Consider the following 14,283-nt stretch of genomic DNA (forward strand, 5'->3'; position numbering starts at 1 on the left):
CGCGTTGCGCGCACGCCCCGGTCCGGTCGCCGTGGCCGGGGCGTGCGCGCAACGCGGTGCACAACAGGGCGGTCAGCCCGGCGAGAGTACTCGCGACCGCGATGAGCGCGAACAGCCAGCCGGCGGTGACGAGCGAACCGCCCATCGACCCCTGCGCGTCGGCGAGCCGAAGGCTGTAGCCGAGCACGAGCAGGACCGCCGCCGCCGTACCGGCGATCGGCGGAGTGAGCGCGGCGAGGGCGGGCAACAAGGCCCCGGGATCGGCCGGTTGGGGCTGCCGGTCGTGCTCCGCGGTGGTCCCGGACTGCTGACCGCGCTCCACGGTCGTCGTGGACGGCCGACCGTGTTCCTCGCCGGTACGGGACCGCCGGCCGCGTTCCATGACCGTACGCGCGGCGAGGTACTCGCGGTACTCGTCACCTGCCGCGGCCGTGATCTCGTCCACGGCCCGCAGCGCCTGGGCGCGCAGCCGCGTGGCTGCCGCGCTCGTGGGGTCGGCGAGCAGCGCCGTACGGATGTCCGTACTGCTCAGTGCCTGGCGCAGTACGTCCTCGAAATCCGCTCGGTCCTCCGGGCGGAGGCGGGGCGGGCCGGCCAAGTGGTCTCCCTGGGTCGCTCGAACGATCGAGGTGCGGCCCGCTTCAGGCGGGGCGCGGGCCCGCCCCCGGCGAAGGGGACGGGCCCGTGGATACGGAGGGCGCGAGCCGTCGGTTCAGACGCCGACGCCGAAGTCGGAGGCGATTCCGGCCAGGCCGGACGCGTAACCCTGGCCCACGGCACGGAACTTCCACTCCGCGCCGTTGCGGTACAGCTCGCCGAAGACCATCGCGGTCTCGGTGGCGGCGTCCTCGGACAGGTCGTAGCGGGCGATCTCGGCGCCGCCGGCCTGGTTGACGATCCGGATGAAGGCGCCACGGACCTGGCCGAAGCTCTGGCCGCGGTTCTCGGCGTCGTGGATGGACACCGGGAAGACGATCCGGGTGACGTCGGCGGGCACACCGGCGAGGTTCACCTTGATGACCTCGTCGTCGCCCTCGCCCTCACCGGTGAGGTTGTCACCGGTGTGCTCGACCGACCCGTCGGGGCTGGTGAGGTTGTTGTAGAAGACGAACTGAGTGTCGGAGGCGACCTTGCCGGCCTCGTTCAGCAGCAGCGCGGACGCGTCGAGGTCGTAGTCGGTGCCCGTCGTGGTCCGGACGTCCCAGCCCAGGCCGACCAGGACCGCGGTCAGGCCCGGCGCCTCCTTGCTGAGCGAGACATTGCCGCCTTTGGCCAGGGAAACTCCCACGCTGCTCTCCTTCATGCTCGGTTGTGCGGTGTGTGCGGTGCCGGGTCCGTATGGTGAACCCGAAAAATAAATCTACATCACTGTAGAAATATGGGGGGTGCGTCGGTCGTACTGGGTCGCGAGGCCGGCCGGAACGGAGGGGGCGGAGGAGCGGTTCGGTGGCGAGTGGAGAGCGAGCGGATCTCTATACGATGGACCGCCCGTGAAGTGCGAGTGCGCGGCAGCGGAAGGGAGACAGGGCGTGACGGATCACCGGCGGCGTCCCCGGCGGCGGGGGCAGGGTGAGCTGGAGGTGCAGGTCCTGTCGGCCTTGCGGGAGGCGGAGGGACCGGCGACGGCGGGCTGGGTGCAGGACCGCCTCGGCGGGGATCTCGCCTATACGACCGTGATCACGATCCTCACCCGGCTGCTGGCCAAGGGCGCGGTGACCCGGGAGCGCGCGGGACGGTCGTTCGCGTGGACACCAGCGTCGGACGAGGCCGGGCTCGCGGCACGGAAGATGCGCAAGGTGCTGGACGGCGAACCGGACCGGGAGGCGGTGCTGGCCAGCTTCGTCACCGCGCTGTCGCCGGACGACGAGCGGCTGCTGCGTGAACTGCTCGGGCAGCCCGAGACGGAGAGGGAAGACTGAAGCCTCATGGGGGTGTTCGTCTTTCTGCCCTTGGTCCTGCCCCTGACGGCCTGGCCGATCGCCCGGCTGGCCGAGCAGCGCCTGCATCCGGGCACCGCCACCCGGCTGCTGACCGGCGTGGCCGGTGTCATGGCCGTCTGCAGCACGGTCTGCCTGGCGCTGCTGATGGTCGTCGGCACGGCGCAACTGCCTGGGAACCCGCTGCCCGACGGGTGGTCGGACCCCGAGGTCCGCGCGGCCGTCCCGTACGACGAGATCGCCGGACGAGTGGCCATCCCCGCCCTCCTGGCGGTGGCCGTGGTGTGCGCGGGGACGCTGTGGCGGCACGGCAGGGTGCGCCGCCGCGCCCACAGAGCGCTGGCCGGACTGCCAGGTACGGAGGTCGCGGTGCTCCCCGACGAGACGCCCTACGCGTACGCCCTGCCCGGCGGAGCCCGCGATCGGGTCGTGGTCACCACCGCCCTGCTGTCCTGCCTCGAACCCGCCGAACGGCGCGCCCTGTTCGCCCATGAGCGCGCCCATCTGACGGCCCGCCACCACCGCTTCCTCCTGGTCGTACAACTCGCGGCCCGCGCCAACCCGTTCCTGCGACCCCTGCGAACGGCCGTGTCCTACACGACGGAACGCTGGGCCGACGAAGAGGCGGCCCACGCCGTGGGCAGCCGCAGGGTCGTGGCGCGCGCGATCGGCAAGGCGGCCCTGGTCTCCCGCGGCACCCCACGCCCGACACTCGCCGGCTTCGCCGCCCCGGGCCCGGTACCCCGCCGGGTGGCGGCCCTCCTGGAACCCGCTCCCGCGGTACGCAACTGGCCCTCCCTGTTCACCACGGTGGGCATGGCCACCTGGGCGGCGGCCGTCGGCACGGCACTCTCCGCGATGTCCTCGGCCAACTCCGCGGTGACGATGGTCCTGATCCTGCACGCGGCGACACCGCTCTGAGCCCTGGCCGGCGAACCAGCGGTCAGGCCCTGGGTGACGACGGGTCGGGCCGTCGCCACTGGGCGAAGGGGGCTGGGACCCCCGGCCCTGATGCTCCGGACCCGGCCTTCGGACCATCAGGTCACGGACGAGGACGAGGGAACGTCTCCAGGGCTCGGGCGAGGCCGGCCGCGTCGGTGCCGATCTTGCGGTAGACCGAGGAGAGCAGTCGCGTCACGCCCTGCTCGGTGAGGCTCAGCGCCTTCGCGACCACCCCTGCCGGGAGCCCCTGGGCTGTCATCTCGGCGGCCTTGCGTTCCGGAGCGGTGAGTGTGTCCGTCTGTCCGTAGCGAAGGGGGAGCGGGCGCAGTCCGGCTGCCGAGAGTTCTGCCCTGGCCCGGGTCGCCAGTGCCTCGGCACCGCAGTGGACGGCGCCTTCCTGGCCCTGGTAGAGACGGTCCGCGGCCTCATGCAGCCTGCCGTTCCGGGACAGCGCGGCACCGTGGCCGACCAGCGCACGGGCCAACTCGTACGAGGCGGGCGACCGTTCGAGGTGCTCGACCGCCTCCGTGTACAGGTCGAGCGACGCGGGTCCGCCCGTCACCTCGGCCTCGGTGTGGAGCGCCTGGCCGATCGCGGAGGCCGCACCGAAGTCACGGGCCCGCTTGACGGCGTCCTGGGCGAGACGGATCGCCCGGTCGGGAGCCGTGGGAGCGACGGCGGACGCGAGATTCAGCTGCCAGGGGCACCAGGCAGGGTTGCGCCAGGACCGTGAATCCAGCCATTCGCCGACCTCCGAGAGCAACTGCTCGGCCTCGGAGTGCCGGCCCTCGGCCAGGAGCAGCTCGGCGTACACTGTGCGGGGATCCGGGTAGATGACGGCGTTCGGGACCACCTCGCCGTAGTGATAGACGTCGGCGAGCTGCCGCGCCTCCTCGGTCCGCCCGCGGGCGAGGAGGGTCTGGATGAGGATGCCGATGGCGAACCACTGGGCGGGCACCGCTCCTTCCACCCGGTCGGCGGTGCGCAGTCCCTCACGTACGAGTTCCTCCGCCTCGGTGAGGCAGCCGCGGCGGTAGCGGATGTAGCCGAAGAGCGTCTGGCCCAGGGCCAGATGGGAGCCGCGCCACCCCTTGGTCTCGCACTCCGCCAGACCCTTGGTGAACAGCTCTTCGGCCCGGCGTGGCTGGTCGCAGTAGGCGAAAGCCACGGCGACCGAAACGGGTACCTCGAAGCCACGGTTCTCGGCCGTCCAGCTCAGCCCGCCCCGCAGAGACTCCTCGGCGCATTCGAGGACGGTCTGCCGTGGCTCACCGCGCATCATGGCGTCCCAGGCCCGCAGGCCCAGGATGTACCGCTCCTCCAGACCACGGCCGGTCAGCCGCCCGGCCAGCCGTGCCAGCCTGCGCGAGCGGGCGGCCGAGTCGGGCTCGTCGGTGCGGAACGCGCTCCATACGAAGTGGTCGGCCTGCATACGCAGTCGGATGCGCGGATTGGTCGCGTGCTTCGCCTCGTCGGCGGCCACGGCGGCGGCCTCGGCCACCCTGTCCAGGTGGGCCAGCGCCTGGGTCAGCCGGTAGACGATGGAGGCGCGCAGATCGGGGTCGACCCCGGGCTCCGCGAGAGCCGCCCGGAGATGGCTGACGGTGGCCGCGGGTTCGATCAGGAAGGTCGAGCACGCGAGTTCGTGGAGGAGTGCCGCCCGGTCCTCCGGAAGCGGCGGCTCCTGCAGGGCCCGGGGCAGGACGCGTCGGGCGGCCTCCGGAGCCCCGGCGCACAGGTACTCGCGGGCGGCCTCCCGCAGGCATGCGACCGCCTCGGGCCTGCCCTCGCACGGGACTTCCAGCAGATGCCGGGAAGCGGCGGTGGGGCCGAACCCCGCGGCGTGGACCGCCTCGGCCGCCGCGTTGTGCAGACCGACCCGCAGACCCGCGGAGATGTCCCGGTAGACCGCCGTGGCGATCAGGGGGTGTACGAACTCCAGGCCGCCTCCGTGACCCGGGGCGTTCTTCAGGATCCGGGCGGTGCGCAACTTCTCCGTCGCCTCGGCTGCTTCCTCGCTGCCGACCACCGCGATGGTGGCGGCGAGCTCCGGCGAGATGGACGTACCGAGGACGGCCGCGGCCCACGCGAAGCGGACGGTGGTCGTGCCGAGCCGGTGCAGCCGGTCGAGCAGCCCGGGTCCCTTGACCGCCGAGGCGATGTCCCGCATCGCGGGCAACTCGTCCTGGATTCCCTTCATACGGCGCTCGCCGAGTCGGATGGCGAGCTCGACGGCCTCGAACGGGCTTCCCCCGGTGGCCGTCCAGCACTCCTCGCAGAACTCGTCCTCGGCTCCTTCACCCAGCTCGTCCCTGACGATGCGTGCCACGCCCGTGGACGTGAGCGGTGCGAGGGAGTAGGGGCGGTTCCGGTGGCGTTCGACGAGGGTACGGAAGGCCGCCGCCTCGTTCGGCAGTTCGTCGGGCCGGTAGGCGGCGACGATCAGCAGCGGGAGGTCGTCGGCCCGTGGGGCGAAGGAGGCGAGCCAGTTCAGGGACTCGACATCGGCCCAGTGCATGTCGTCCAGGAGCAGGATGACGGGCGACTTGATCATCGTGAGACGCGTCATGACCCAGTCGAGTCCGTCGCGCACCCCGGTCGGGTCCGGCACCCGGGCGGTGCCCGTCGCCTCCAGACCGAGCGCGGCGGAGACGATGTCGTACCAACTCCCCAGGAAGGTCCGGCGCTCGGTCTCCTCCATCGCCGCCAGGGCGGGTTGCAGAAGCTGGCGCACCACGTGGAAGGCGAGCTCCTGCTCCTTCTCTCCGCCCTTGCCCGAGAACACCGTGAATCCGTGGGCCACGGCGCGGGCGCGCGCCTCCGTCATGAGCGCCGTCTTGCCCAGCCCGGCCGAGCCGGTGAAGGTGAGCAGTCCGGTGTGCCGCGGTCGCGGCACACCGTCCCCTGTATCACCGAGCTCGGCCAACGCGGCGTCGATCGCACGGAGTTCCCTATGGCGCTCCAGCAACAGATGGCTCTCGGGGTCCGGTTGCCGCAGCTCATGCGCCATATGCCCTACCGCTTCCTGTTCGTTGATCCTTCGGAAGGCAGCGATGAGCGTACGCCCTTGCGGACATCGGCTGGTCGTATTGAGCAATGAGTACACAGGGAAGGGCGAATCATGCATCGGAACGGTTTGAGCGCCTTGCTTTCAGGTAACGTAACTTGATTGGTCTGCTGTCAGTTGACCGAAGGCACCGCCGTCGCGTCCGCGTAGCGCGGCACGGTGCGGGACCAGTAGTAGCACCCGCGAATCCAGCCGGACATGCCTTCCACGTATCCGACGCCGGCCGGGCTCAGCTCCGGCTTGATCTTCGCGTAGAGCGTCTCGAACTCGTCGATGGTGATGTTGATCCGGCGGATGGCGAGCGTGACGCCCTGCGACAGGGAACACTCGTACGCACGCTGATAGGCGAGGGCCAGGTTGATCATTTCGCCTGCCTCCTGCTCCTTCACCGCGGAGAAGAGGTCGGGAATCCACACCGCCGCGTCGGCCGACAGCCGTCCCAGACGCCGCATGACGGGATGGTGGAGTTCCTCGGGGTCCAGTTCGTGTGGCTGCGCGGCCTCGCACAGTGGGTAGAAGGGCTCGACTCCGGCGGTCAGCGACCGTATCGAGTTGCACAACCCCATCCGCACCGGAGGAGAGTGCGTCTGGGCCACCGCCTCGTACAGCAACCCGTGCACGTACTCACGGCTGTTCCACGCCCACCGCGCGGCCTGTGCGGGCGTGCACCGTTCCTGGACCTGGTGGTGGAGATCGGCCAGGGCCGCCCCGAGGGGCGTGACGGGCGACCGGCCGTCACGCAGGATGCCGATGCTCTCGCTGAGCATGGGCAGGAGGCGGCCCGGACGCCGTCGGCCGACCTCTTCCGCCAGGTCGTCGAAGATGAACTGGTAGGCGATCTGGTTGGCCACGATCTGAAGGACATCGCGGTCCACGGTCGGGCTGTTGTAGGACGCGAGTTCCGCCGGGCGGGTTTTGACGATCATGGCCGCCACTGCCGGGTCGTCGGTCAGTCCCCAGGTGCGCAGCCAGGTGTCGACGCCTGCCGCCGATTCGGATTCGTGGCGGTTGCTCTGGAAAGGGAACGGCATGTAGAGATTGGCGTCGATGAGGTCCTTCAAGTTGTCCGCGGGAATTTCTTCTTGCAGGGCGACCGTGATTTCCTCATGCGTCGTCGACACCGTTGTCACCTGCCGTTCGGGGGTCCTGTGTACGGGATGTCACCGTGGTTCGGGGTGTCAGGGAACGGGCGCGCGGCGGCGTGTCGACCGGAATGCGTGAGCGTGGTTCGCAGATCATCGGCAGCGACCTCGGACCCAATGTCACGGCGGGGCGCGGTTGTCCGACCGGTCCGGGCGGGTGGCGCAGCCTCCAGTGACTGGAGATGGTCGCGACAGCAACGGTGGCCTCCGCCATCGCGAACGCGTCCCCGATGCACTTGCGGCTCCCCGCGGCGAAGGGGAGCATCGCGCGGTGCTGTGCGGCGGTGGTCCGCTCCGAACCCGGCAACCAGCGCTCGGGCAGGAACAGTTCGGGGTTGGGGAACGACGCGGGATCGTGGTGCAGGAGGTAGGGGCTGTACAGGAGGGTGGCGCCCCGGGGGATTCGGCACCCGGCGAGCTCCGTCTCTCTGGTCGTGACGCGGGTGAAGAGCCAGCCAGGTGGGGAGTGGCGCAGCGTCTCGGTGATGGCGGACCGGGTGTAGGTGAGCCGCGACAGGTCGTCGAGGCCGGGCCGACGCCGCCCGTCGAGCACGGTGTCGACCTCGGAGTGCAAGTGGCGGTCGGTCTCCGGATGCTGTGCCAGAAGGCTGAAGGCGGAGGCCATGCACAGTGCGGTGGTCTCCACGCCGGTGATCAGGAGCGTGATGAGCTGGTCGTGGACTTCCTGTTCGGTGACCGCGGCGTCCTCGCCCCCGTCGCACGCGGCTGCCAGCAGCGTCCCCAGCACGTCGTCGCGGGGAGCGCCCCGCCGCCGTTCCGCGATGACGGAGTCGATGATCCCGTGCAGGCGGTCGACCGCACGCCGATAGCGGCGGTTCGCCGGTGTGGGGACACGGAACGGGGCGTCGACCGGCACGACCGTGCGGACGAACAGGCCACGGACGATGGTGCCGAGGGCGCTCCGTATCTGGGCGGCCCTGGCGTCGTCGAGCGAGTCGGAGAGCAGGACGCGGCTGGTCACCCTGGTCGTCAGGGCCATCATCGCCGCGCTGACGTCTATCCTCTGCCCGGCCCGCCATGCCCGGCACACCGACTCGGCCTCCTCGCCCATCAGTTGCGTGTAGTCGGCGACGCGCGAGGCGCGGAAGCCCGGCTGGAGCAGTGTGCGCTGCCGTCGGTGTGCCTCCTGGCGGCAGGTGACCAGCCCGTCACCCATCAGCGCCCGGAGCCTGTCGTACTGCGAACCTCCCTTGTCGAAGGTGCGCGCGTCCATGAGCATCCGGTGGACCAGCTCCGGGTGGCACACCATCCAGGCCCGCATCGGGCCCAGGCGTATCTCGACCAGATCGCCCCGGGCGGGCAGGGAATTCAGAAAAGCCAACGGCCGACGAAACAAAGCGATACCGTGGCTGATGCTTGGGAATATGCCTGGCGCAGTGCCCACAGTCCATAGTCGATCCGGTTCGGGCATGGCGTCGTTCATCGAATACCACCTGCCTCAGTCGACTCACGTAAATCGGTGAACGTGCCACCGGCTCGGTGCTTGAGTCATGTCCTGCCCAGTTCAACTGCTGTCGGCTCCCCAGATCAACTTTCAATGGGGGCGCACAGGAGCACAAAGAGGCGTTGGGCGAAACATTGTTGATGCATGCTGCATTTACTGGAATTGCCTTTCGTCACTCAAGTGGCCTTTTGTAAAGGGTCACATCAGGGGGACGAGAGAGAGGAACCGCCGGACCCGGATCCTGTACGGGGCCGGGGTTCGTCCGCATCGCGAACGAGGCCCGCGACATGGTCGGTGATCGTGTCGAGGATGTCGGCCCAGGCCGCGTCGTCGCCCAGCACGAGGAAGTTCAGGGTCAGCCCGTCGGTCATGGCGGCCAGGTAGCGGGCCAGCACGGGTGCCGGGACGCGGAGTTCGAAGTCCATGCTGCGGGCGAGCTGTTCGACGAGCTCGGTGTAGGTGTCGCAGTACAGCTGGTACTGCCGCCGCGCCAGATGCTCGAACCCCGGCTGACGCAGGGCGTACTGCGTCAGCTCGTACGTGAGCATGTGCTCGCCCGGATGCGCGGACACATGGTCCCAATAGGCCTGGAAGCCGGCCCGGACGGTCTCCCGAAGGGTGGCCTTGGGCCTGATCGCCTCCCTGACCACCGTGACGGAGTGCTCGGTGATCGTCGTGATGACCGACTCGACCAGGGCCTGCTTGGAGTCGAAGCAGTAGTGGAAGACGCTCAGGGACAGACCGGCCTCCGCGGCGATGGACCGGGTCGTCGTCTTGGAAACGCCGTCCCGGGTCATCGCGCGGATGGCCGCTTCGGTGAGCTGCCGACGCCGTTCGGCCGACGGCATCCGTGCCATGGGTGTTCCCTTCGTTCCGGTGGGCGTCAGCTGCTGTAGACGCCCACCTCGTAAAGGGAGTAGCCCCAGTCGGTGCCCCGGTCCAGCCCGTGGATCCGTACATAGCGGGCCGGTACGCCGTTGAACCGGGCCGTGTCCAGACCGCCGTCACCGGCGGTGGTGGACCAGGCGTTTTGCCAGGTGGTCCCGTCGGAGGAGACCTCGACGCGGTACGACTTCCCGTAGGCGCGCTCCCATTCGAGGGTGACACGCTTGACCGTGCTCGTGGAGCCGAGGTCGATCCGGAGCCACTGGTCGTCGCTCCAGTCGCTCGCCCAGCGGGTGTCCGTGTTCCCGTCCACGGCCCGGCCGGGGGCGTAGCTCGTGAACGGGTTGGACTCCGACGAACTGGCCGACGCGGAGGCGCCCTTGGCGAGATTCACCCCCGCCTTGTGCCCCTCGGACGCGCCCCAGGTGTCGAGATACGACTCGGCGCCCCGGAAGAGGTCGTCCACGACGTCCTGGCCGCCGACCTTCCGGATGTCCTCGATCCAGTCCGGGACCAGTCCGTAGTGCGAGGCGCCGTCGGTGTTCAGGTTCCAGGTGCGCGAACCGGTCGTCTGCTTGTCGATGACCGAGCCGCCGTCGGTGCTGCGGAAGGGGTACGTCACCGGGTTCGAGGCGTCCGCTCCGCGCGGGGCCGGCCAGCCGCCGACGCCGTTCATGTCGGTGCCGTAGCCGTACCCGACGTCGTACTTCTCGCGCAGCGCCTTGGTGCGGTCCGCCTCCGCGCTGAACCCCTCGGAGCCGTGCATGTACTGGGCGATGAAGCCGCCGAGACCGTAGACGCGCTCGGTCCAGTTGAGGTCCATCCAGCTGTGCGAGGAGAGCACTCCGGGGTAGGACTCCGACTCGAAGATGTCGAGGACCCGGCCGGTGGCCTTGACGCTCATGTGGTCGATCTCGAGCATCATCTTGCGCTGCATCATGCCGCGTACGGCGTACTCGCCCAGCTCGGTCAGCCCGCGTTTGTTGCACTGCGCGTCGTCGTCGTACGACGGGACCTCGACCCCCGCCGGCAGCTCCTCCTCGGCACTCGGCGCCGCCGCGCCCCCGATGGGGTTGTCGTGCTGCGGGCCCGTGCACTTCTCCGTCTGCCAGAAGGTGCCGGTCGACAGGAACTGGCCGACGTTGATCGCGGTACCGAGGCCGCCCTCGTCGTAACGGACCCCGCAGAGCGCGTTGTCGAACTTGTGGCAGAGGAACATGCTGCGCACGCCCAGGTCGTACAGCTCGTCCAGACCGGCGTCGATGTCGTCCTTGTCGCACTGCGCGATGTCCAGGATCTGCTTGCAGCCGAACGGCTCGGACGTCTCGACGCCCAGGATGACGGCCAGCTTGCCCTGTTCGATGACGCTGCGGGCCTGCTCGCTGTCGGTGACGATCCGGAACCAGCCCTTGCCCGTGCCGCCGTACATCGCGTCGATGTAGTCCTGCATGTCGTACGTCAGCTTGGCCTGCAGCCGGATGGAGGTCATCTCGTCGCAGCTGCGGTCCTTGAAGGGGTAGACCGAGCAGATCACGCCGTTGGTGACGAGGTCGTTGACGAGTACGCGCTGGCCGCCGCGCCAGGCCCGCTCCACCCAGGCGTAGTAGTTCTGCTGGTGGGTCAGCGAGTCGTAGGCCGGCCAGTCCTTGAACGTGGGCCAGCCGTCGGGGTCGTGCTTGCCGTCGCCGCCGTTGGTGATGAAGTCGAAGATCGCGAGCGAGCCGTCGGGGTAGTGCTCGGGGCAGTCCTTGAGCGCGTCGGCCACCCCCGCCTGGGAGAACGGCTTGCCGCAGATGAGCCGGCCGCCGAAGGCCTCGTTGGCCATGATGTGGTTGTGCGCGTCGACGAACCCGCGCACCTCGCCCTGGGAGTTCGTCCCCTTGAAGGGCTCACCGGTGACACCGATCTGGGAGTCCGGTGCCGGCCGCGCGACCGGGTTCCACCAGTCCGTCCCCGCGGCGGAACTGGGGGTGGGGCCGAGCGTCACGGCCATCACGAGCAGGAGCAACGACAGAACCGTGATCGGTCTGCGCCTGTGGTTCGGCTGTCGAGTCATGGTCATCACCCACGTCTTCGGTCGGCGGACGGCGCAGTCGATGAGCCAGACAGTCGAGGCTCGACACCCCACGGCTGGTTGTCATGACTCGTGCAAATGATGGGTCGAGAATCGCGACTGCGGCGAACGGAGTCAAGAGTCCGGGACGGATGACCTGATGGTTCGTCGGCCGTGACGGGTCCCGGCGATGAACAGCTGGTGCACATGGGCCTCTTGACGGCCCGTTGGTCCAGTCCTACCTTCCACTCAGTCGTTCAAAAAGGCAGTCATCGTTCATGTCTATGAATTCCGACTGAACCCCCCCCACGCCCAAGGAGCCGACATGCTCACGCGCTTTCGGGCGCTCACCGTGACCGGTGCGGTGTGCGCTTCAACGTTCCTCGCCCTGCCGAACGCCGTCGCCGAGGTGGAACCCGGCGGCTGGACCTCCGTCTCTCCCACCTACACCGTCCAGGAGCGAGGCTGCGGACAGGTCGACGGCCTGACCTTCCAGCTCACCTGCTCGACGGCCAGCGGCGACCAGCGCGCCGAGCGGCGGTACGCCACCTACACCGGCGGCACCCGCCAGTTCGAGGGCTACTTCCGGATCAGCAGCCTCAGCGGCACCCGGATCAGCCTCAAGCAGACCTTCAACGAGTCGGCGGCGGGCCCGTACTTCATGCTCGCCGCCGAACGCGGCGGGCGCCTGTACGCGGTCCACGGCGGGGCCACCCTGTCCAACGCGGGCACGGTCGGCGCCACGGTCCGCGTCAACACCGTTCACCAGGTGGGCAGTTCGCACCGCACGTACATCAACGGCTCGCTCCAGCACACCTACGCGAGCCCCGGCGGCAGCTTCTACGACAAGTTCGGCGCCTACCGCACCAACAGCGGCAACGGGCCGGCCACCGTCGTGTGGAGCAACGTCCGCTTCTGGCGCAAGTAGCCGAGAACCGATGAGTGTTCCCGTACGCATAGCGGCGCCGACAGCGCTCGTTCTCGCTCTCCTCCTGGCGCTGTCGGCCTGCTCGGCCACCCGGACGACCGGCGAGGACGGGTCGGACCGGCCTCCCGCGACCGCCGGGCACCCCGTCGCCGGCAAGGCCGATGCCGCCTCGGGGGTCGTGCTCAATGCGGAGCGCACCACGCCCACCGACATCGATCTGCGCTGGCGGGGCGGCGGTTCGGGTGCCTCCGGCCACGTCCTCGAATTCGCGACGGAGGAGTCGGGACCGTACACCGTCCTGCAGTATCTGCCGCCGCAAGTGACGAGCTACCGGCACCCCGACCTGATCCCGAACACCACCTTCTTCTACCGGCTGCGCGCCTTTCGCGGTCCTGTCTCGAAGCCGGTGAGCGTCACCCTCCCGAAGGGGGAACTGACGGCGGCGGACGAGAACTCCGGCCACGAGTGGCTGCCCGCTCGCAAGGATCCGAAGCGGACGGTGCCGGGTCGGCCTCTCCGTTCCGGGGGTGCGGGAGCACCCACCGGGTTGAAGGCCGCGGTCAAGCATGCGAACGGCATTCTCTTCACGTGGACGGACCGTGCCTCCGGCGAGGCGGGGTTCCTGCTGGAGTCCCGGACGAGAACGGGCTCGGCCTACGAACCCGTCGTGGTCCTCGATCCCGACGTCAATTCCACAGGTCTGATCACCCTGCCCACCGAGAAGGAGGCGTCCTATCGGGTCCGCGCCTTCACCTACGGAGAGCGGTCGAACGTGGTCCGGCTGACCACCGGCGGGTCCACCGGTCCCTGACCTGCCTGACACGGACCGGGCCAGGATGGTAGAAGCAGGGCATGACCACTTGTTCCACCTGCACATTCACCTCCGGCACCACCCGCACCTCCTCCTCGGCCGACGCACGATGACCGCGGGCATCGACACCCCCGACAGCAGGGGCCGCACAGGGCTCGACCGGGTCGGCATGGACCTGACGGGAAACCATCGGGTCAAGGTGCGGGACGTGAAACTCCTGTCCTGCCACTGGTACGTGGAGCGCACCACGACCTTCGACTTCCAGAACGCCGACGGCACCTGGTCCACCCAGGAGCGCGAAACGCACGACCGCGGCAACGGCGCCACGATCCTGCTCTACGACGAGGACCGCGAAACCGTGCTGCTCACCCGGCAGTTCCGCTATCCCGTGTACGTCAACGGCCACCCGGACGGGATGCTCGTCGAGACCCCCGGCGGACTGCTCGACGAGGACGACGAACACCCCGAGGTCGCCGTACGCCGCGAGGTCATCGAGGAGACCGGCCACACGGTCGGCGACGTCCAGCGGGTCTTCGACGTCTATATGAGCCCGGGATCGGTCACCGAGCGCGTGACCTTCTACGCGGCCTCGTACGGACCGGCCACCCGCACCCACGAGGGCGGCGGCCTCGACGAGGAGGGCGAGGACATCGAGATCGTCGAGCTGCCCTTCCGGCAGGCCCTGGCCATGATCCGCACCGGCGAGATCGCCGACGCCAAGACCATCATGCTGTTGCAGTGGGCGGCACTGGAAGGGCCGTTCAGCGGCGGAAAGGACACGTCCGCCACCGAGTAGGCCACGCGGGCTCAGCGGAGCAGCAGTTGGACGATCGAGACGGTGCCGACCGCCACGATGAGGGCCCGTAGAGCCGCGGGGCTGAAGCGGCGGCCGACCTTGGCCCCGAACTGGCCGCCCAGCGCGGAACCGCAGGCGATCAGCGCGACGGCCGTCCAGTCGAAGTCCGCGACGAAGAGGAAGAACGTCGCGGCGGCCGTGTTGACGATGGCGACCAGGACGTTCTTGGCTGCGGTGAGTCGCTGCAGCGACTCGTC

At 69.4% G+C, this 14,283-nt stretch carries 13 protein-coding genes; 5 read left to right on the top strand and 8 right to left on the bottom strand.

Annotation, left to right across the window (positions count from 1 at the left end):
- Both AOK17_RS41835 and AOK17_RS41840 read right to left on the bottom strand, forming a co-directional pair.
- Positions 1–598 (bottom strand): hypothetical protein (locus AOK17_RS41835; RefSeq protein WP_055617886.1); only part of this gene is annotated, 598 nt, incomplete at its 3' end.
- 114 nt (positions 599–712) lie between these two features.
- A complete protein-coding gene (locus tag AOK17_RS41840; RefSeq protein ID WP_055617887.1) occupies positions 713–1,288 on the bottom strand; it encodes a TerD family protein in 576 nt (191 codons plus the stop codon).
- A 241-nt stretch (positions 1,289–1,529) separates the two neighbouring features.
- Between AOK17_RS41840 and AOK17_RS41845 the strand changes: the two genes are divergently transcribed.
- A complete protein-coding gene (locus AOK17_RS41845; RefSeq protein ID WP_055617888.1) occupies positions 1,530–1,919 on the top strand; it encodes a BlaI/MecI/CopY family transcriptional regulator in 390 nt (129 codons plus the stop codon).
- Between the two features lie 6 nt (positions 1,920–1,925).
- Positions 1,926–2,858 carry a M56 family metallopeptidase gene (locus tag AOK17_RS41850; protein ID WP_055617889.1) on the top strand — a complete coding sequence of 311 codons (933 nt, stop codon included), beginning with the start codon at positions 1,926–1,928 and terminating at the stop codon, positions 2,856–2,858.
- Positions 2,859–2,979: 121 nt separating this feature from the next.
- Here the strand turns inward: AOK17_RS41850 and AOK17_RS41855 are convergent, their stop codons facing one another.
- The 5 genes from AOK17_RS41855 to AOK17_RS41875 all read right to left on the bottom strand — a co-directional run bounded on the left by AOK17_RS41855 (position 2,980) and on the right by AOK17_RS41875 (position 11,494).
- A complete protein-coding gene (locus AOK17_RS41855; protein WP_055617890.1) occupies positions 2,980–5,889 on the bottom strand; it encodes an ATP-binding protein in 2,910 nt (969 codons plus the stop codon).
- A gap of 170 nt (positions 5,890–6,059) precedes the next feature.
- The gene (locus AOK17_RS41860; RefSeq protein ID WP_055617891.1) at positions 6,060–7,067 is read right to left on the bottom strand and encodes a (-)-alpha-amorphene synthase; all 1,008 of its coding nucleotides are present in this window, start codon (positions 7,065–7,067) and stop codon (positions 6,060–6,062) included.
- The gene (locus AOK17_RS41865) at positions 7,051–8,430 is read right to left on the bottom strand and encodes a cytochrome P450 (protein ID WP_245697707.1); all 1,380 of its coding nucleotides are present in this window, start codon (positions 8,428–8,430) and stop codon (positions 7,051–7,053) included. The genes AOK17_RS41860 and AOK17_RS41865 overlap by 17 nt, the downstream gene beginning before the upstream one ends.
- Positions 8,431–8,756: 326 nt before the next feature.
- The gene (locus AOK17_RS41870; RefSeq protein ID WP_055617892.1) at positions 8,757–9,410 is read right to left on the bottom strand and encodes a TetR/AcrR family transcriptional regulator; all 654 of its coding nucleotides are present in this window, start codon (positions 9,408–9,410) and stop codon (positions 8,757–8,759) included.
- Between the two features lie 26 nt (positions 9,411–9,436).
- Entirely contained in the window at positions 9,437–11,494 is a 2,058-nt protein-coding gene (locus tag AOK17_RS41875) for a galactose-binding domain-containing protein (protein WP_425424682.1), read from the bottom strand.
- A 322-nt stretch (positions 11,495–11,816) separates the two neighbouring features.
- Here AOK17_RS41875 and AOK17_RS41880 point away from each other — a divergent pair, with 322 nt between their 5' ends.
- The 3 genes from AOK17_RS41880 to AOK17_RS41890 all read left to right on the top strand — a co-directional run bounded on the left by AOK17_RS41880 (position 11,817) and on the right by AOK17_RS41890 (position 14,026).
- Positions 11,817–12,419, top strand: a complete 603-nt coding sequence (locus AOK17_RS41880; protein ID WP_107102641.1) for a hypothetical protein — start codon at positions 11,817–11,819, stop codon at positions 12,417–12,419.
- Between the two features lie 10 nt (positions 12,420–12,429).
- The gene (locus AOK17_RS41885; protein ID WP_107102642.1) at positions 12,430–13,230 is read left to right on the top strand and encodes a fibronectin type III domain-containing protein; all 801 of its coding nucleotides are present in this window, start codon (positions 12,430–12,432) and stop codon (positions 13,228–13,230) included.
- A 109-nt stretch (positions 13,231–13,339) separates the two neighbouring features.
- Complete coding sequence (locus tag AOK17_RS41890) at positions 13,340–14,026, top strand: NUDIX domain-containing protein (protein ID WP_055617897.1); 687 nt, start codon at positions 13,340–13,342, stop codon at positions 14,024–14,026.
- Positions 14,027–14,037: 11 nt separating this feature from the next.
- On the opposite strand, the gene AOK17_RS41895 is transcribed toward AOK17_RS41890, so the two are convergent.
- A partial coding sequence (locus tag AOK17_RS41895; protein ID WP_157881509.1) for a sulfite exporter TauE/SafE family protein occupies positions 14,038–14,283 on the bottom strand: 246 nt, incomplete at its 5' end.

This window comes from Streptomyces phaeochromogenes (genome assembly GCF_001418655.1).
GTDB classification, from domain to species: domain Bacteria; phylum Actinomycetota; class Actinomycetes; order Streptomycetales; family Streptomycetaceae; genus Streptomyces; species Streptomyces phaeochromogenes.

Coding starts and splice junctions, on each gene's coding strand:
- AOK17_RS41850 (WP_055617889.1), top strand. CDS start 1,926: ATGGGGGTGTTCGTCTTTCTGCCCTTGGTCCTGCCCCTGACGGCCTGG.
- AOK17_RS41855 (WP_055617890.1), bottom strand. CDS start 5,889: ATGGCGCATGAGCTGCGGCAACCGGACCCCGAGAGCCATCTGTTGCTG.
- AOK17_RS41870 (WP_055617892.1), bottom strand. CDS start 9,410: ATGGCACGGATGCCGTCGGCCGAACGGCGTCGGCAGCTCACCGAAGCG.
- AOK17_RS41875 (WP_425424682.1), bottom strand. CDS start 11,494: ATGACTCGACAGCCGAACCACAGGCGCAGACCGATCACGGTTCTGTCG.
- AOK17_RS41880 (WP_107102641.1), top strand. CDS start 11,817: ATGCTCACGCGCTTTCGGGCGCTCACCGTGACCGGTGCGGTGTGCGCT.
- AOK17_RS41885 (WP_107102642.1), top strand. CDS start 12,430: ATGAGTGTTCCCGTACGCATAGCGGCGCCGACAGCGCTCGTTCTCGCT.
- AOK17_RS41890 (WP_055617897.1), top strand. CDS start 13,340: ATGACCGCGGGCATCGACACCCCCGACAGCAGGGGCCGCACAGGGCTC.